Origin of the sequence: Streptomyces sp. NPDC005931 (assembly GCF_042871235.1) — a bacterium.
GTDB lineage: Bacteria > Actinomycetota > Actinomycetes > Streptomycetales > Streptomycetaceae > Streptomyces.
In genome coordinates this window covers 21200-39689 of the sequence record NZ_JBIAIG010000009.1, presented here as the reverse complement: position 1 = coordinate 39689, position 18490 = coordinate 21200, and the positions used below count along the sequence as shown (strand labels likewise).

The following is an 18490-nucleotide window of genomic DNA, read 5'->3' as shown; positions in this document are numbered from 1 at the left end:
GAACGGCGTGGCCCCCTGGGCGCCTGCTTCTTGCGGATCGCCCGGAACCTCGTCGACCGCGGTCACGCGCCCGGGTCGGCGCCCCCGTCGGCGCACCCGAGAACCCGACGACGAGGCGCCGTGTCCCGTCGCCCGCGTCGCCTCCCTCCCGCTTCCCGGCCCCCACGGGTCCGCGTCGCCCTGCCCGGCCGACTCCTCGGCCGCGCGCTCGTCGAGCACCGGGCCGCCCCGTCCCCCTGACCGCCTGTTCGGTTCCGGTGCGCCCGGCAACGAGCCGCCGCCCGGCCGGGCCTGCCCGCCGCTGCCCACAGGTCCTCAGCGGCGCCGTACCGGGACGAAGCGCACCGGAGTGCCGGGTGCCGCCTGGCCGGCGGCCGGGAGGTCGGCGCGACGGACGACCGCGATCACCGGGTAGCCGCCGGTGGTCGGGTGGTCGGCCAGGAACACCACCGGCAGCCCGTCGGGCGGCACCTGCACCGCGCCCAGCACCACCCCCTCACTGGGCAGTTCGTCGTGCCGGGACCGCTCCAGCGCCGGGCCGGTGGTGCGCAGCCCGATGCGGTTGCTCGCCGGGGACACCCGGTACGCCCGGGACGTGAACTCCCGTAGCGCGGCCGGCGTGAACCAGTCGTCGCGCGGACCCGGCGCCACCCGCAGGACCAGCTCGGCCGGAGGTGCCGGTTGCGGGGCGACGTCCACGGGTGCGGGCGCCGGCCGGGGAGACCCCAGGGGCAGGACGGCACCGTCCGTGAGGGGCTCCGGACCGAGGCCCGACAGCAGGTCGGTGGAACGGCTGCCGAGCACCGGCTCGACGGCGATCCCACCGGAGACGGCCACATAGGCGCGCACGCCGCGGACCGCCCCTCCGACGTCCAGCAGCGACCCGGCCCGCATGCGTACCGGTGCTCCCCAGGAGACCGGACGGCCGTCCACCGTCACCGGGCAGGGCGCGCCGGTGACCGCGACCGTGACCGCGGAACGGGGGCGCAGGGAACAGCCGTTGAGGGTGGTCTCCAGCACCGCCGCGTCCGGCGGGTTCCCGGCCAGCCGGTTGGCGAGCGCCGCCGCGGGCCCGTCCAGCGCCCCGGAGCGGGGCACGCCCAGGTGCGCGTACCCCGGGCGCCCGCGGTCCTGCACGGTGGTCAGCACCCCGGCCCGTACGACGGCGAGCGCGCGGTCCGTCATGCCGCACCCGCCGGCGCGGGACCGTCCACCGGGACGAAGCGCACCCGTGCGCCGGGGGAGAGCAGCGCCGCCGGCACGCGCGCGTGGTCCCACAGCACCAGGTCGGTCGTGCCGATCAACTGCCAGCCGCCCGGTGACGACCTCGGGTACACCCCGGTGTAGGGGCCCGCCATGGCCACCGACCCGGCCGGCACGGACGTCCGCGGAGTCGCCCGTCGCGGCACGTCGAGGTGCGGCGGGAGACCCGTGAGGTAGCCGAAGCCGGGCGCGAAGCCGCAGAAGGCGACACGGAACTCCGCAGCCGCGTGGAGGCGGGCCACCTCCGCCACGCCGACGCCCCAGTGCGCGGCGACGTCGGCGAGGTCCGGGCCGTCGTAGCGCACCGGGATCTCGACCGTCTCCCGGACGCTCGGGGCGACGGGCGGCAGCTGCGCGGCGCTCAGCTCGGCGGCCACCCGCGCGGGGTCGGCCAGGCCGTCCAGCAGGACGGTGCGCGCCGCCGGCACGATCTCGCGGGCCGCCAGTACGCCCTCCGCGCGGCGCCGCAACAGCTCGGCGTGGAGTGCCTGCGCCTCGCCGTCCGAGGAGACCTCCACGAGCAGGGAGTCCTCACCTACGGGCAGGACCCTCATGCGAAGGCCTCCACCCGGACCCCCGAAGCCTCCAGCCGCTCCCGGACCCGGAGCGCCAGGTCCACGGCGCCGGGCGTGTCACCGTGCAGGCACAGGGAACGTGCCCGCACCTCGATGGGCCGCCCCGAGCGCGCGACGACCTCCCCCGCACGGGCCAGGTCCAACGAGCGCGCCACGACGGCCTCCGGATCGGTGACGACGGCACCCTCCTGGTGGCGTGCCACGAGCGTGCCCTCGTCGGTGTACGCGCGGTCCGCGAACGCCTCCGTGACGACGGGCAGCCCGGCCTTCCCGGCCAGTTCCAGCAGGCGCGAGCCGGGCAGGCCGAGCACGGGCAGGCCGGTGTCCGCGAGGAGGACCCCCTCCACGACCGCGCCGGCCTGCTCCTCGTCGTGCACGACCCGGTTGTACAGCGCCCCGTGCGGTTTGACGTACGCCACGCGTGCGCCCGCGGCGCGGGCGAACACCTCCAGGGCGCCGATCTGGTAGGCGACCTCGGCGGCCAGTTCCGCGGCAGGCACGTCCATCGCGCGCCGACCGAACCCGGCCAGGTCCCGGTAGGAGACCTGGGCGCCGATCCGTACACCGCGCGCGGCCGCCAGCTCGCAGACCCGGCGCATGGTGACCGCGTCCCCGGCGTGGAAGCCGCAGGCCACGTTGGCGCTGGTGACCACGGACAGCAGCCGCTCGTCGTCGGTGAGCCGCCAGCGGCCGAAGCCCTCGCCGAGGTCGGCGTTCAAGTCGATCGAGGTCATGGAGTTCTCGCGTCTCCTTCTCAGGCCACGCGGTACTGTTCGTCGCGGGCGTCGGTGAGGAACATCTGTCCCGGTGCGTGGGTGATGGCGAACGGCGGGCGCGAGGCCATGACCGCGGCCTGCGGGGTCACCCCGCACGCCCAGAACACCGGGATGTCGTCGGGCTGGAGGTCGACCGGGTCGCCGAAGTCGGGGCGGCCGAGGTCGTCGATGCCCAGCCCCGAGGGGGCGCCGCAGTGCACGGGCCCGCCGTGAACCGCCGGGAGCAGGCTGCTCTCCCGGATCGCCGCCCCGAGCCGCCGGGGCGGCACCGGCCGCATGGACACCACCATCGGCCCGCGCAGGCGCCCGCCGGGGCGGCACGGCCGGGTGGTCACGTACATCGGCACGTTGCGGCCCTGCTCGACGTGGCGGAGGGGTACACCCGCCGCCGTCAGCGCCCACTCGAAGGTGAAGCTGCAACCGATGAGGAACGACACCAGGTCGCCGCGCCAGTGCGCCCGCACGTCGGTCGGCTGGTCGACCAGCTCGCCGTTCTCCCAGACCCGGTAGCGCGGCAGGTCGGTGCGCAGGTCCGCGCCGTCGGCGAGGACGGTGGTGGCCGAACCCGCGTCCGTGACGTCGAGGACGGGGCACGGTTTGGGGTTGCGCTGGCAGAACAGCAGCATCTCGTACGCCCAGTCGGCGGGCACCGCGATCAGGTTGGCCTGGGTGTGCCCGGCGGCCACCCCGGCCGTGGGACCCGTCAGTCCCTCCCGGAAGCGGCTGCGGGCCGCGGCCGGGCTCCACCCGCGCGCGTGCTCGTCGGCAAGGGTCACCGGGCGGTCGTTCTCCGGGCGGTCGTTCACAGGGCGGTCGTCCACGACGGCGGTCGGCCGGTGGTCGGTGCGGTTCACTCCGGTCACTCCAGCTCCTTCCCCCGCGTCTCCGGCAGCCCCAGCAGCGCCAGCGCCGCCAGGCCGTACCCGATCGCGCCGAAGACCAGTGCCCCGCCCACGCCCCAGCTGTCGGCCAGGAAGCCGACCGTGGTCGGGAAGACGGCACCGACCGCCCGTCCGGTGTTGTAGGTGAAGCCCTGTCCCGTACCGCGCACCGCCGTCGGGTACAGCTCGCTCAGGTAGGAGCCGAAGCCGCTGAAGATGGCCGACATGCAGAACCCGAGCGGGAAGCCGAGCACCAGGACCAGGGTGTCGGCGCCGCCCGGCAGGTTCGCGTACGCCAGGATGCAGACCGCCGACAGCAGGGCGAACAGCCAGATGTTGCGCCGGCGGCCCAGCCGGTCGGTGAGGTAGCCGCCGGTCAGGTATCCGATGAAGGCGCCCGAGATCAGGAACGTCAGATAGCCGCCGGTGCCGACCACCGACAGCCCGCGCTCGGTCTTGAGGTACGTCGGCACCCAGGTGGCGAGCGTGTAGTAGCCGCCCTGGACGCCCGTGGAGAGCAGGACCGCGAAGAGCGTGGTGCGCAGCAGCCCCGGCGCTCCGGCACGGGCCGGCTGGAAGATCGCGGTGAACGAGCCCCTGCGGGGGCTGTTCTCACGTGCGGCGGCCGCCCCGGGCGCGTCCCGCACACTGCGCCGCACCCACACGACGAGCACCGCCGGCAGGGCGCCCGTCCAGAACATCACGCGCCAGGCCAGGTCCCCGTCGACCAGCGAGAAGACCATCGTGTAGACGATCACGGCCAGTGCCCAGCCCACGGCCCAGGAACTCTGGATGGCGCCCAGGGTGCGGCCCCGGTGCCGGGCGCTCGCGTACTCGGCGACCAGGATCGCGCCGACCGCCCACTCGCCGCCGAACCCGAGTCCCTGGAGCGCCCGGAACACCAGCAGCGTCTCGTAGTTGGGCGCGAAGCCGCAGGCCACCGTGAACACCGCGTAGGTGATCACAGTCAGCAGCAGCGCCCTGACCCGGCCGACGCGGTCCGCCAGCACGCCCGCGACGGCCCCGCCGACCGCGGAGACGACCAGGGTGACGGTCGTGAACAGCCCGGTCTGACCGCTGTTCAGGCCGAAGTACGCGGACAGCGCGACCATGCTCAGCGGCAGCGTGAAGTAGTCGTACGAGTCCAGGGCATAGCCGCCGAACGCGCCCCCGAAGGCGCGTCGGCCGCGCGGTCCCAGGGCGCGCAACCATCCGAACGCCCCGTCGTCCGTTGCTCGTTCGGCGGGGACGGGGCGTGGTTCGTCGGTCAGGGTCTGCGGTGGAGGGGTCGTGCTCATGGGCACCTCGCAGTGGGAGGACGGAGGGTGCTTGCGGAGATGAGCCGTGCCGTGCGGAAGCGTCCGGTGCCGGGTGAGCGGCGCGGCGCCGTGCCCAGCACGGTAGAGGATCGTTGAACGATCCTTCAATCCCCACGTTGTCCCTTCGTCGCGCGTGCGGTTGAATTCCGGGCATGGCAGAGCAGCTGAGGGGACTGGCCGACGACCGTGCCCTGCTGGGGCGGACGAGTACCGCCGAACGCGTCTCGGACATCCTCAGGAGCCGGATCGCCGAGGGCTACTTCCCGCCCGGGACCCGGCTGTCGGAGGACAGCATCGCGGGCGCCCTCGGCGTCTCCCGCAACACGCTGCGCGAGGCGTTCCGGCTGCTCACGCATGAACGGCTGCTGATCCACGAGTTGAACCGGGGCGTCTTCGTGCGGGTGCTGAGCGTCGAGGACGTGGAGGACATCTACCGCACCCGCCGTCTGGTCGAGTGCGCCGTCGTCCGCGGGCTCGGCGAGCCGCCGTACGCGCTCGAGGCGCTCGCCGGAGTGGTGGAGGAGGGGCACAGGGCGGCACACGAGGGTGACTGGAACGCCGTGGGTACGGCCAACATCCACTTCCACCGGGAACTGGTGGGCCTTGCCGCCAGTGAGCGCACGGACGAGCTGATGCGCAGTGTGTTCGCCGAACTGCGGCTCGCCTTCCACGTCGTGGACGAGCCCCGACGCCTGCACGAACCGTACATGGCTCGAAATGTCGCCATTCTGCAGGCGTTGCAGACCGGTGACCGCGAGAAGGCCGAGGACCTGCTCGCGGGCTATCTCGAGGACTCGCTGGAGCGCGTGGTGGAGGTGTACCGGCGCCGGGTCGGCGACGAGCCGCAGGGCGGCTGAATCCCGTCGGCGCGCGGCGCCTGCGCGGCGGGCGCGGGACGACCCGACGCCGGTGGGTGCGCGGCGGGGTGGGGGCAGCGACGCCGGTGGGTGCGCGGCGGGGTGCGGCGACCGTGCCGCCGACGGGTGCGCGGCGGGGTGTGACGATCGTGACGCGGGGGTGGGTCTGCGTCGTTTGGGTCGTTGTCAGACCGAGGACCTAGTCTGTGCACCGTGACTTCGCCTGCATCGACGGACAGCGTTCCGCCCCAGCTCAGCGCGGGGCCGCGGCCCGCGCCGGGCCCGGCCGCCGACGAGGGACTGGCGCGGCGGCTGCGTGCGCTCGCCTGCACCGCGCCGCTGCACGACCTCGACGCGCGCAAGGCCAACCTGGCGGGCGAGTACTCGGTGTACGGCATGGCGGAGATCGCCCTGGCGGCCATCGACCTGGTCACCCTGAACATGGACTTCGACACGGGCGCGGACCACGATCAGATCGTCGCCCGCCTCGTCCCCCGCATCGCCGCGCAGGCCCCGGGCCGGCCCGCCGCCCAGCACGAGCGGGTGGCGCGCTGGGTGCTGGAGAACCTGATCAACGTCGGCAGCGTCGACCGCGGCTTCCGCGCGGTGTACGGCGTGTTCGACGCGGACGGCACCTATGTGCGGCGCGACTACGACTTCAAGCTGATCGAGGAGGTCCCCGGCCCCGGTGGCACGGTGTACCTGCGCACCACGGACGAGGCGGTCAACGTCCTGGTCGGCGCCCTGGACACGGACGTCACCAGCGCGCAGATCGCGGCCGAGGTCAAGCTCGAGGTGCTGATCAGCCGCGGCCGGCTCGCCGACGCCCAGCTCGCCGCGGAACAGGCCCGCTACCGCACCGTGCAGTACTCGGAGTCCCTGCGCAGGGCGCTGGAGGCCACCCGGCGCAACGTCCGCGCGGTGGACTGGCTGAGCGCCGTGCCCGACATGATCGCCGAGGCCCTGGACCACGTCGCGGACCGCTACCGCCACGAGAACGCGATCCTCACCAACATCCGCAAGGCCCGGGACGAGTCCGAGGAGCCGGAGCACAAGCGCCGGGCCGCCGAGCTCGTGGACATCGTCAAGGACTGCATCCGCCGCCACACCCAGCTCCAGTCCCGGCTGCTGGAGGCCGGCCCGCTGTTCCGCGCGGAGCAGGACCGGCAGGCCTTCGCCCCGCATGCGGCGGCCTCCGGCACCGACCTCTACGGCCAGCTCCTCTCCCCCCTGCTGCCGCTTCCCGTGAAGCGGGCGGTCCGGGTCACCGACGCCTTCTTCGCCCACGGCACCGGCCTGCGCACACCGGTGTCGGTCCGGGTCGGCGACCTCGTCGACATCCTGCTGACGCCGCCCGTGGAGCGGGAACACCTGGGCGCCGAGATGCCCGAGCCCGACCTGATCGCCACGCCCGACGACAGTCGCTTCAGTGAGGAGCAACTGGCGGCCGCCACCGAACTGCTGGACCTGCCGGCCGACGCCCCGCGCCGCCTGTCCGGACTGCTGGCCGACGCCCGCCGCCAGGACCCCGAACTGCCCTACCTGGTCGCCCTGCTGGCGATCCACGCGGCCAGCCCGCCGGTCGGCACCGCCTACCGCCAGGGCGAGCGCAAACTGCTGTTCGCCGTGGACGACGGGACCGAACTCGACGACCCCGAGTTCGGCGGCGCCGATCTCGTCGTCGGCACCGCCCTGCTGGACGCGGCGGGCATGGCGGCGGACCGGACGGAGGCGGCATGAGCAGCCTTTCGTCCTCCGGCCGTGGGCCGTCGGCGACCGCTCACGCCGCGTTCCGCGCCCCCGGTGGCACAGCCTCCGCCCCCTCTCCCGATCACAAGGAGTCCCACCCGTGAGCGAGCACGTCGAGTGGAGTGAGACCGACGCTCCCGCCGTGCCGGCGAGCAGCGCCGTCACGCCCGCCGACGCCGCCGACGCGGCGCGGCTCGTCGCCTTCGGGCTCCAGCCCAAGCTCCAGCCCGCCCGCGACCAGGAGTACGCGGACCTGCTGCGCCGCTACCGCGAGGACCCGGCCTTCGCGCGGCTCGCCGACGCCGTGGCCACCGGCCTCGGACTGATCGTGCTGGAGGTCTCCCCGCGCGCCGGGATGGCCGTCACCGCCGCCGAGGACTCGGTCTTCGCCGTCCGCATGGGCGACTACGCGCGGCGCACCTCGGCCGACGGCGCCGACCGCTTCCTCCACGGCCTGGCCCACCTCGCCGTCGCCGCCATGGCCTTCCCCCGCCCCGAGGACCTCGCCGACGACGGCTACATCGGCCGCGTCACCGTCAACGGCGTCGACGCCTTCGTGCGCCAGGCCTGCCGCCGGCTGGAGGAGCGGGCCGCGGAGCAGGGCGAGAACACCGACCCGGCCAGCGACGCCCCCGGTCTCGAGGCCGCCTGGCGGATCTGGGCCCGGCGCAGCGCGACCGGCGCCACCAAGGACGCACGCCGCCTCGCGGGCTCCACCACCGGCATCGTCGCCAAGGCCGTCACGTTCCTCACCGACTCCGGTTTCCTCCAGCGCACCGGTGACGACCACGGCGGCACGTACCGCACCACGGCCCGCTACCAGCTCCAGGTGCGCGACATGGCGGGCAGCGCCGCCATGGCCGAACTGCTGGAGCTGGGCGTCGTCCCGGTCAGCGACGGCACACCCACGCTGCTGCCCCCCGAGGACGGCGACAACCTGGAACTGGCCGCCGACGCCGGGCTGCCGTTCCACTCCTCCTGACCTCCCCCCACTGACGAAGCCTTACGAGAGTCCGCCATGTACGAGCTGTCCCGGGTCCGCCTCTATTCCATCGGACCGGCCGGTGCGCGCTACGCCGACACCGTGCTTGACCTGCGCGGTGTGGGCAAGCCCGTGCCCGACCCCGCGCCCACGCAGGCGGAGTTCTTCGAGGAGGAGCCCGCAGGCCCGCCGCGCCGGCCGGCGCCCGCCGGGGTGCTCTTCCTGGAGAACGGCGGCGGCAAGTCCGTCCTGCTGAAGCTGATCTTCTCCGTGATGCTGCCGGGCCACCGCAACACCCTCGGCGGCGCCAGCTCCGGTGTGCTGCGCAAGTTCCTGCTGGCCGACGACTGCGGCCACGTGGCGCTGGAGTGGCAGCACGTGCAGACCGGCGAGAGCGTCGTCGTCGGCAAGGTCAGCGAGTGGCGCGGGCGCCAGCTCTCCAACGACCCGCGGAAGTTCGCCGAAGCCTGGTACAGCTTCCGCCCCGGCCCCGGACTCGGCCTGGACAACCTCCCCGTCGCGGAGTCCACCGCCGTGCGTCCGCCCGTCGAGGGCCAGTCCGGCGCGCAGGGCCGGCGCCGCACCATGAAGGGCTTCCGCGACGCCCTCACGGAGGCGGGCAAGACCTACCCGCACCTGGAGGTGCACTGGGAGGAGATCCACGAACGCTGGACCGACCACCTCGGCGAACTCGGACTCGACCCCGAACTCTTCCGTTACCAGCGGGAGATGAACGCCGACGAGGGCGAGGCGGCCGGCCTCTTCGCGGTCAAGAAGGATTCGGACTTCACCGACCTGCTGCTGCGCGCCGTCACCGACACCCGCGACACCGACGGGCTCGCCGACCTGGTCAGCGGCTTCGGCAACAAGCTGGGCCGACGCGCCGAGTTGATCGCCGAACGGGACTTCACCGCCGGCTCCGTCGACCTGCTCGGCCGTATCGTCGACGCCGCCGAGGCCCGCTCGCGCGCCCGCGACATCCACACCGCGGCCGAACGCCGCACCCGCACCCTGGCCCGCAGGCTCTCCGCGCGCGGCGCACGGGAACGGGGCCGCGCGGCCGACCTGGCGCAGCGCGTCACCGCCGCCGCCTACGCCGTCACCCACGCCGAGTCCGCCCGCGAGTGCAGCGCACTGATCGCCGCCGAACTGGCCTACCGGCACGCCTCGTTGGCCCTCGCCGCTGCCGAGAAGTCCGCCGCCGCGCAGAAGCGCGAACTCGCCGACGCGCGCACCCTGTACTCGGCCTGGCAGGCCGCCGAGGTCGTGCTGCGCCACCGTGCCGCCGCCGACCGCGTCGCCCGCGTGTCCGCCGCGATCCAGGAGGCCGAGCGGGACGCCGCGCCCGCGCTCGCCGCCCGCGCCAAGGCCGCCGTCGACCTCGTACGCGCCCTGCACGCCGCCGCGCGGAACGCCGAGGACCTCGCCGACGAGCAGGAGGAGCGCTCCGCCGCCCTTCAGGAGGTCAGCGACGCCGCCTACCGCGACTCGACTGCCGCGGCGACCGAGGCGCAGCGCGCCCGCAGCGAGATCGGGCACCTGCGCCAGCGGCTCGCCGAGGTCGAGCAGGAGACCGCCGAGGCGGTCCGGGCCGGCTGGCTCGACGACAGCGCACCCGACGCCGACCCGGCCCGCGCCGCCCTCGCCGCCAGCGACGCGGAGAAGACGGCGGTCGCCGCCTGGGACGCGGCCCGCGAGTCGTCCCGGCGGGCGACCGAGCACGCGCGGGAGACGGCCGCCGCCGAGACCCGCGCGGAACTCACCGCCGCTCGCGCGGCGGACGCGGCCACGGCGGCCGAGCGCGCCCACGAGAGCGAGCGCCGCACCGCGCAGGCCCTCGCCGCCGAGGAGCGGCTGGCGGAACTGCTGAGCCTGACCGGCCCCGGCGGCGGTCCGGCCGTCCCGCGGCCCCGCCACGACACGGACGCCGAACCGTCCGTCACCCCGTCCGGCACCGCCCTGACCGCCGAGGAACTGGACCGCTTCGCCGACGACCTGCGCGAACTCCTCGACGACGCCGTCTCCTCCGCCGAACGGCAGCTGTTCGACCTGCGCACCGCCGCCGCCGACGACGCCCGCATCCTGGGCGCCCTCGGTGACGGAGGGCTGCTGCCGCCCGGCCCGGACGTGCTCGCCACCGTCGAGTACCTCGGCGAGCACGGCATCCCCGCCCTGCCCGGCTGGCGCTACCTCGCCCAGGCCGTCGACCCCGCCGACCACGCCCGCGTGCTGGCCGCCCGCCCCGAGCTGGTCGACGGCGTCGTCATCACCGACCCGGACTCCCACGCCCGTGCCCGCGAGGCGCTGAGCGACGCCGCCCTGCTGCCCCGGTCCGCCGTGGCCGTCGGCACGGCCGCCGCCCTGCTCGCACCGACCCCGGCACCGGACACGGACACCGGCGACGTGTTCCTCGTGCCGCCCAACCCGGCCATGCACGACGAACACGCCGCCGACGAGGAGCGGCAGGCTCTGCGTGCCCGGGCGACGGAGCGGGACGAGGAGATCCGGGCCCTCGCCGCCCGGCTCGGCAAGGACCGGGAGCTCGCGGCGCGGCTGGCCTCCTGGCGCACCGGCTGCCCGGCGGGGCGGCTCGCCGAGCTGGCCCGGGCCGCGCACGACGCGCGGGCGTTCGCCGAGGAATCCGAGGCGGAGCTGGCCGAGGCACGCACCGTCCGCGCGGAGGCCGAGGAGGCCGCGGCCGAGGCCGCCCGGGTCCGCGACGACCGGCAGGAGACCGCGCAGAAGGCCCGGCGTGCCGCCGACGCCCTCGCCGGACTCGCGTTCCGGCTGCGCGAGCGGGCCGGGTGGCAGGTCAGGCTGCGGGAGCTGGCCGACGAGGCCGCCGAGGCCGAGGCCCGCGCCCAGGCCTGCCTGGAACGCGCGCGCGCCGCCGACGAGGACCGGCGCGGCGCCCAACGCGCCGCCGACGACGCCCGTCGCACCGCGCGTGCGCTGCGTGCCGAGCGTTCCGAGATCGCCGGCGCCCCCGACGACGTACCCGAGGACGGCCCGGAGGCCCCGCAGGCGTCCCTGCCCGCCCTGCGCGAGGCCTACCGGGCCGCGTCCCAGGTGTACGAGAAGGTCGGCGTCGGCGCCGACCTGCGCGCCGAGCAGGCCCGCGCGGAGAGCGACGAGAGTGCGGCCCGAGCGGAGCTGGACCGGCTCAGCAACAAGGTCCGCACCCGCGCGGAGCTGTTGCTCGAGTCGCCCGACGGCTCGGACGGGCCGAGCCGGCAGGCCGCCGCCGCACGTGCCGAGGAACTGGTGCAGCTGCTGGAGACCCGTATGTCCAGCGCCAGCGAGCAACTCGGCCGACTGCGCGGCGAGGCCGAACGGCTCGCCCCCGAGGACGGTGACGCACACACCGGGCTCCCCGAGGAGCTGGTGCCGCGCGACGCCGAGCACGCCCAGACGCTGCTGCGCACCGCCACGGCCGAACTTGCCTCCCGCAGCGAGGCGTTGACCCAGGCTCGCGACGCCCACGCCGAGCTGCTCGACGCCCACCGCGCCGCCGAGGACGCGGCCGGCGGCTTCGACGAGATCGCCGCCATGCTCCGCGACCTGCTGCGCGACAACGGCCCCGAGGAGGAGCGGGACGAGCCCGAGCCGTATCCAGGCAGCCTGGAGGACGCCCGGCAGTCCGCCGCCGAGGCCCGCCGTTCGCTGCGCGGCTGCGCCGCGGACCTGACCGCCGCCGAGTCCGCCGTGCGCGAGGCGAGCGACGTCCTGGTCCGGCACGCCAACTCCACGCGCTACGAGCAGGTGCGCACCCCCGCGCGGCAGCAGATCCGCGAGTTGCCGGCCTCCGCACTGCCCGAGCACGCCCAGAAGTGGGCCGACGCGTTCGCCCCCAGGCTGCGGGTGCTGACGGACGAGCTGGAACAACTGGAACGCAACCGCGACTCGATCGTGGACCGGTTGCGCGGCCTGGTCGAGTCCGCCCTAGCCACCCTGCGCTCGGCCCAGCGGTTGTCCCGGCTGCCGGAAGGGCTCGGTGAGTGGTCCGGGCAGGAGTTCCTGCGCATCCGCTTCGAGGAGCCGGACCAGGCCACTCTCACCGAGCGGCTCGGCGAGGTCATCGACGAGGCGACCCGTGCGGCCGTGAAGAAGAACTCGGACCTGAGGCGCGACGGCATGTCCCTGCTGCTGCGTGGTGTCGCCGCCGCGCTGCGGCCCAAGGGCGTCGCCGTGGAGATCCTCAAGCCGGACGCCGTGCTGCGCGCGGAACGCGTCCCCGTCGGTCAGATGGGCGATGTGTTCTCCGGCGGCCAGCTCCTCACCGCGGCCATCGCCCTGTACTGCACGATGGCCGCGCTGCGCAGCAACGACCGCGGCCGGGACCGCCACCGGCACGCCGGCACGCTGTTCCTGGACAACCCGATCGGCCGCGCCAACGCCACCTATCTGCTGGAACTCCAGCGTGCCGTGGCCGACGCCCTCGGCGTCCAGCTCCTCTACACCACCGGCCTGTTCGACACGACGGCACTCGCGGAGTTCCCGCTGGTCATCCGCCTGCGCAACGACGCCGACCTGAGAGCCGGGCTGAAGTACATCAGCGTGGAGGAACACCTCCGGCCGGGTCTGCCGCAGCAGCCCACGGGCATGGAGACGGTGCACAGCGAGATCACGGCGACCCGGATGTTCAAACGCCCGGCACCTGCAACGCCTTGAGGGCGGCCGCGATGGCATGCGGCACCTCCCGGCGCGCCGTCGGACAGCAAAAATCGAGCGATGAACTCCCTTTCCCCTCAGGTAAGTTCAGCCTCGATCAGATGTCCGAAGAGGGGAACCCTGCCTTGCTCAAGTCCCACCGTCGTCTGACGACGGTCCTCGGCGTAACCGCGGCCTCCGCGTCGGCGCTCGTCCTGGCCACCGCCCCGGCACAGGCCGACGGCTACGTCTACGAGGCCTCCAACTCCATCATCTCGTCGGAGGTGACCGCGAAGACGTACTTCGCCCAGGATGGAGAGATCCTCACCGCACTCGACATGTTGAAGGACGGCCACGGCACCGCCGCTCAGTGGCGCTACAACTCGAGCTCCGCCACTCACTCGTACTACAACGGCAACGGTTACGCCGTCCCCAAGGACTGGAACCTGTCCTTCGCGGAGGGCACCACCCTGCAGATCCGCGCCTGCCTCCAGGACGGGTCCAGCGGCACCCCGTACCGCTGCGGCGGCTGGGAGTACGCCAAGGCCTGACCGTCATAAGTCGGCGAACACGGCGGGCCCTCGGGCCCGCCGCTTTCGTCTGGAGCAAGTCCCGGTCTGAGCGAGCTGCCGCCCGGTCCTCGAAGACCTCGACTCTCTCAAGGGTGCGACAACTGCCCCGTCCCGCTCCGCCGGCGTATGCGCTCCTGAGCCCGCTCCGCGGCCCGTGCCTGCCGTCGTACCCTGCGCCGCTCGCGCCGCAGGGACCGGGCGGTACTGCTGGGCGTCGACACCACGCCGTGGCGCTGGTTCCAGACCTGGCGGGTGACCCACACGTCCAGCGCCGCCCAAGTGGCCAGGATCGTGCTGACGACACTGCTGATCACCATGGGGAACGCCAGCCAGGACCCCGCCAGTGTGCACAGGAACGCCACCATGGCCTGAATCAGTGTCACCGCGATGACGAGCACCGCCCGGACGGCCGCCGTCCGCACGGGATCCGGCAACCGTCGCCGCCGCGCCGGCTCCTCCACCCACAGCGGCCGGTACCGCGGCTGTTCCCGGACTCTGCCGGGCCCGTGGGCGCCCCTGGGGACGGCACGGGCCGGCGCCTCGGCGTCCCGCCGCGTCGTCCCCTGCGCCGTCGCGCCGTGCTCGGGCGCCATGCGCCGCTCCGCCGTGCCCATCAACGTGTCACTCCCCACCGCCGGCAAACCGCTCGCTCGTGTCCGGAGACCCGGTACCCCAGTGGCTGCCCGGCTTGCGCTGTTTTACGCCGCCAAGGTGCGGGACACGGCTCCTGTGGCCGGTTCCGCCCCCAATTCCCATCCCAATTCCCACAGAGAAGGACGAACGGCACGTCACGAAGATTCCCCGGCAGGGAAGAAATTCGGCCAACACCCTTGACTCGCCGAGCGGATGAGCGAGCGGCCACGGCGCCGAATCCGGGAGGCAATCTCCCTTAATGGTCGGACAACTCCCCATTTCCCGCCGCTGGCACGGAACTTGAGCTTCCGGACAGTCCTTCGAGTTAACTGTGGCTCGGTAGTAGGCTCGCGCCGTTTGTTGACGCACATGTGTGCCCCCGCCGCGTCGGGGGTCGAGCTGGGGGAGGCCATGCGCTTTCGCGGGAAGTCCATCCGCCGGAAGATCGTGGCGCTGCTTCTCGTGCCGCTGGTGTCCCTGACGGCGATCTGGGCCTTCGCCACGGTGCTCACGGGCCGCGAGGCGAGCCGTCTGTTCGACGCGTCGTCCGTGATGGAGGAGGTCGGCTACCCCATCGAGGACACCGTCCGCGTCCTCCAGCAGGAACGCCGCCAGACCCTGGCCTACCTCGCCGACCCCCGCGCCTCGGACGGCCTCGCCGCGCTCCACCGCAGCCGTGCCGCCACCGACAAGGCCGTCGCCGCGATCCGGAGGAACGCGACGGACACGGATGTGCGCGACGCGATGGGCGGGGACACCGACGCGCTCGGTGCGGTGCTGGACTCGTTCGAAGGCATCGGGTCCCTGCGACGCATCGTCGAGGACGGCACCGTCGACCGCCACGAGGCCCTGCGCCGCTACAACCGGCTGATCGACCCGTGCTACGCGCTGCTGGCCGAACTGCACGCGGTCGACGACGTCGACCTGGACAAGCAGTACCGCGCCCTCGTCAACCTCGCCCGCGCCCGCGAACTGCTCTCCCGCGAAGACGCCCTGCTCGGCTCCGCCCTGATCGTCGGCAGGCTGACCCGCGCCGAGGCGCACGACATCTCCGACCTCATGGCCCAGCGCAGGCTGCTGTACGACGTGAGCCTGCCGCAGCTGCCCGCGTCGGAACGCGACCGCTACGCGGCCTTCTGGAAGGACGCCGCGTCGGCCTCGCTGCGTCTGGGTGAGGAAGCGGCCGTCCGGACCGGGACCGGACAGCTCCGCGGGGTCTCCGCCAAGAGCTGGGACACCGCCGCCGGCGAGGTCCTGGACGAGCTCGGCACCCTCAACGACCAGGCCACCGACCGCTACCAGGACCGCGTCCGCCCCGTGGCCATGGGCGTCATCGCCCAGGTCGTCCTCGCCGGTGCCCTCGGCCTGATAGCCCTCCTGGTCTCCCTCTTCCTGTCCGTGCGCGTCGGCCGCGGACTCGTCCGCGACCTGCGGCAGCTGCGCCTCGAGGCTCACGAGGCGTCCGGCGTGCGGCTGCCCGGCGTCATGCGCCGCCTCTCGGCGGGCGAACAGGTCGACGTCGAGACCGAGGTGCCGCGCCTGGAGTACGACAAGAACGAGATCGGCGAGGTCGGCCAGGCCCTCAACACCCTCCAGCGTGCCGCCGTCGAGGCCGCCGTGAAACAGGCCGAACTTCGCGCCGGGGTCTCCGAGGTCTTCGTCAACCTCGCCCGCCGCAGCCAGGTACTGCTCCACAAGCAGCTCACCTTGCTGGACACCATGGAACGCAGGACCGAGGATGCCGAGGAACTCGCCGACCTCTTCCGCCTGGACCACCTGACCACCCGCATGCGCCGGCACGCCGAGGGCCTGGTGATCCTCTCCGGCGCCGCGCCCTCCCGGCAGTGGCGTAAGCCCGTCCAGCTCATGGACGTCGTCCGCGCCGCCGTCGCCGAGGTCGAGGACTACGAACGCATCGAGGTCCGCCGCCTGCCGCGTGTCGCCGTCACCGGCCCAGCCGTCGCCGACCTGACCCACCTGGTCGCCGAACTCCTGGAGAACGCCACGGTGTTCTCCCCGCCGCACACCGCGGTCCAGGTCCTCGGTGAGCGGGTGGCCAACGGCTTCACCCTGGAGATCCACGACCGCGGCCTCGGCATGGCGGCCGACGCGCTCCTGGACGCCAACCTCCGGCTCGCCGAGACCCCGGAGTTCGAACTCTCCGACACCGACCGGCTCGGGCTGTTCGTGGTCAGCCGTCTCGCCCAGCGGCAGAACGTCCGCGTCTCCCTGCAACCTTCCCCCTACGGCGGCACCACCGCGGTCGTCTTCCTCCCCGAGGCCCTGCTCACGGACGATGTGCCGGACACCAACGGCGTCGGGTTCCGCCTCGACCGTCCCCCGCGCGCCAAGGACACCAAGGACAAGGAGGCGGCGGAGAGCCGCCGCGCCGCACTGTCCCAGGTGCCCGTCCAGCTGCCCGGCCTGCCCGCCTCGCTCCTGGACGGCCCGGTCGAGCTGGAGGCACCCGTCGACCTGGACGCTCTCGACGGCTTCCCGGGCGCTCTCGACGACGAGGAGGGCGACGACGGCCTGTTCCGCCCCCGCCGCCCCCTCGCCCGCACCAAGGACGAGCGGCCCGGTCGCCGCGAGCCGCACCCGCCGGCCCGGGAGAAGCGCGCCGGAGCGGATCCGGAGACCGGGGACCAGGTGCGCGCCCCCGTCCCGCTGCCCCGCCGTGCGACGCCCAAGCTGGTCAGCTCACACGGACGCCCCGTCGGCGACCGGCGCACCCGCCGCGACCGGAGCGATGCGGACCCCGCCGGTACCGGCCGCCCGGAGCTGGAGGCGACACCGCCTCCGCTCCCGGCACGCCGCCGTGGGCACGAGATCGTCGGACGCCGGGCGCCGGGCCGCCCGGATGCGGAGCCCACCTCGGCGCTTCCCGCCCGCCGCCGCCCCGAGTCGTCCTCCCCGGACCAGGACCAAGGACGACCGACCGGTGAGCGGCATGGGCCCGACGGGGAGAACCCGTTGCCGCCGCTGCCCGCGCGCCGACGTGGCGGGATACCCTCCCGCCCCGAGATCGGCACCCGTGCCGAGGAGCAGGCCGGCTCCACGACTTCCGGCGCCGCAGCTTCCGGAGCCACGACCGCCACCGGCGCCGGGAGCGGCACCGGCCACCCACCGCAGGACGGCGGAGCGGAGCCGGACGGCGCCGCGGCCCTGCCCAGGCGGGTCCGGCAGGCCAGCCTCGCCCCGCAGCTGAAGCGGACCGCCGCACGGCCCGCCGACGACACGTCCGGGCCGGCCGAACGGGACGCCGAGGAAGTACGCAGCCGTATGGCCTCGCTCCAGCGCGGCTGGCAGCGCGGCCGTGCGGAGAACGCCGCGGGCGACGACGCCCACAGCGGCACAGCACCACAGGCAACGAACAAGGGGGACGACGGTCGATGACCGCACCGAAGGCGACCGGCCACACCATGACCGACAAGGGGGAGCTGAACTGGCTCCTCGACGACCTCGTGGACCGCGTCGCGAGCATCCGCAAGGCGATCGTGCTCTCCGGCGACGGCCTGCCCACGGGGGCGTCCAAGGACCTGACCCGGGAGGACAGCGAGCACCTGGCCGCCGTGGCCTCCGGCTTCCACAGCCTCGCCAAGGGCGTCGGCCGCCACTTCGAGGCCGGCAGCGTCCGGCAGACGGTCGTCGAACTCGACGAGGCGTTCCTGTTCGTCACGGCGGCGGGGGACGGCAGCTGCCTCGCCGTCCTCGCGGACGCCGACTCCGACGTGGGACAGGTGGCCTACGAGATGACCCTGCTCGTGAAGCGGGTCGGCGCGCATCTCGGCGCCGCCCCGCGCACCGATCTGCGCTCCGGCGGGTAGTGGGATGACATGAGAGCTGACGGTCAGGGAAGAAGCCACTGGTTCGACGACGAGGCCGGGCCGGTCGTCCGGCCGTACGCCATGACGCGCGGTCGCACCACCAGTGCGGCCCAGCACCGCCTGGACCTGATCGCGGTGGTCGTCACGGAACCCCAGGCCGACGATCCGGAGGCCGATCCGACACTCTCCCCGGAGCACGTGGACATCGTCCGGATGTGCCACGACACTCCGCAGACGGTCGCTGAACTCGCCGCCGAACTGGATTTGCCCATCGGCGTGGTGCGGGTGCTGGTGGGGGACCTCGTGGCCACCGAGCTGGTTCACGTGAACCGGCCGGTGCCCCCCGCCGAGCTGCCGGACGAGAGTATTCTGCGCGACGTGATCAACGGCCTCCGGGCGCTGTGAC

Annotated in this window: 14 protein-coding genes; 8 read left to right on the top strand and 6 right to left on the bottom strand. The window is 74.0% G+C overall.

Features of this window, described 5'->3' with window-relative positions:
* Positions 1–315: 315 nt before the first annotated feature.
* The 5 genes from ACFYOV_RS21105 to ACFYOV_RS21085 are packed head-to-tail and all read right to left on the bottom strand — an operon-like array spanning position 316 to position 4793.
* Positions 316–1185 (bottom strand): biotin-dependent carboxyltransferase family protein, encoded by an 870-nt coding sequence (locus tag ACFYOV_RS21105; protein ID WP_389089708.1) that lies wholly within the window; start codon positions 1183–1185, stop codon positions 316–318.
* Positions 1182–1817, bottom strand: a complete 636-nt coding sequence (locus ACFYOV_RS21100; protein ID WP_389089706.1) for an allophanate hydrolase subunit 1 — start codon at positions 1815–1817, stop codon at positions 1182–1184. The genes ACFYOV_RS21105 and ACFYOV_RS21100 overlap by 4 nt, the downstream gene beginning before the upstream one ends.
* On the bottom strand, positions 1814–2572 hold the full coding sequence (locus tag ACFYOV_RS21095; RefSeq protein WP_389089704.1) for a LamB/YcsF family protein: 759 nt from the start codon (positions 2570–2572) through the stop codon (positions 1814–1816). The genes ACFYOV_RS21100 and ACFYOV_RS21095 overlap by 4 nt, the downstream gene beginning before the upstream one ends.
* A gap of 20 nt (positions 2573–2592) precedes the next feature.
* Positions 2593–3420 carry a putative hydro-lyase gene (locus tag ACFYOV_RS21090; RefSeq protein ID WP_389090013.1) on the bottom strand — a complete coding sequence of 276 codons (828 nt, stop codon included), beginning with the start codon at positions 3418–3420 and terminating at the stop codon, positions 2593–2595.
* A gap of 53 nt (positions 3421–3473) precedes the next feature.
* Complete coding sequence (locus ACFYOV_RS21085) at positions 3474–4793, bottom strand: MFS transporter (RefSeq protein WP_389089703.1); 1320 nt, start codon at positions 4791–4793, stop codon at positions 3474–3476.
* Between the two features lie 173 nt (positions 4794–4966).
* Here ACFYOV_RS21085 and ACFYOV_RS21080 point away from each other — a divergent pair, with 173 nt between their 5' ends.
* The 5 genes from ACFYOV_RS21080 to ACFYOV_RS21060 all read left to right on the top strand — a co-directional run bounded on the left by ACFYOV_RS21080 (position 4967) and on the right by ACFYOV_RS21060 (position 13603).
* Positions 4967–5671, top strand: coding sequence for a GntR family transcriptional regulator (locus ACFYOV_RS21080; RefSeq protein ID WP_389089701.1), 705 nt, complete (start codon positions 4967–4969; stop codon positions 5669–5671).
* Between the two features lie 213 nt (positions 5672–5884).
* A complete protein-coding gene (locus ACFYOV_RS21075) occupies positions 5885–7411 on the top strand; it encodes a hypothetical protein (RefSeq protein WP_389089700.1) in 1527 nt (508 codons plus the stop codon).
* A gap of 109 nt (positions 7412–7520) precedes the next feature.
* Positions 7521–8402 (top strand): hypothetical protein, encoded by an 882-nt coding sequence (locus tag ACFYOV_RS21070; RefSeq protein ID WP_389089699.1) that lies wholly within the window; start codon positions 7521–7523, stop codon positions 8400–8402.
* 36 nt (positions 8403–8438) lie between these two features.
* Complete coding sequence (locus ACFYOV_RS21065; RefSeq protein ID WP_389089698.1) at positions 8439–13073, top strand: hypothetical protein; 4635 nt, start codon at positions 8439–8441, stop codon at positions 13071–13073.
* A gap of 101 nt (positions 13074–13174) precedes the next feature.
* Positions 13175–13603 (top strand): hypothetical protein, encoded by a 429-nt coding sequence (locus ACFYOV_RS21060; RefSeq protein WP_389089696.1) that lies wholly within the window; start codon positions 13175–13177, stop codon positions 13601–13603.
* Between the two features lie 107 nt (positions 13604–13710).
* On the opposite strand, the gene ACFYOV_RS21055 is transcribed toward ACFYOV_RS21060, so the two are convergent.
* Positions 13711–14238, bottom strand: coding sequence for a hypothetical protein (locus tag ACFYOV_RS21055; RefSeq protein WP_389089695.1), 528 nt, complete (start codon positions 14236–14238; stop codon positions 13711–13713).
* 430 nt (positions 14239–14668) lie between these two features.
* On the opposite strand from ACFYOV_RS21055, the gene ACFYOV_RS21050 reads away from it, so the two are divergent.
* Genes ACFYOV_RS21050 through ACFYOV_RS21040 form a run of 3 tightly spaced genes read left to right on the top strand, consistent with a single transcriptional unit; the run spans position 14669 to position 18489 of the window.
* Complete coding sequence (locus tag ACFYOV_RS21050) at positions 14669–17653, top strand: nitrate- and nitrite sensing domain-containing protein (RefSeq protein WP_389089693.1); 2985 nt, start codon at positions 14669–14671, stop codon at positions 17651–17653.
* Positions 17650–18084 (top strand): roadblock/LC7 domain-containing protein, encoded by a 435-nt coding sequence (locus ACFYOV_RS21045; protein ID WP_389089691.1) that lies wholly within the window; start codon positions 17650–17652, stop codon positions 18082–18084. Before ACFYOV_RS21050 ends, ACFYOV_RS21045 begins: the two co-directional genes overlap by 4 nt.
* 9 nt (positions 18085–18093) lie before the next feature.
* Positions 18094–18489: a DUF742 domain-containing protein gene (locus ACFYOV_RS21040; RefSeq protein WP_389089690.1), complete on the top strand. Its 396-nt coding sequence runs from the start codon at positions 18094–18096 to the stop codon at positions 18487–18489.
* The last annotated feature ends 1 nt before the right edge of the window (position 18490 follow it).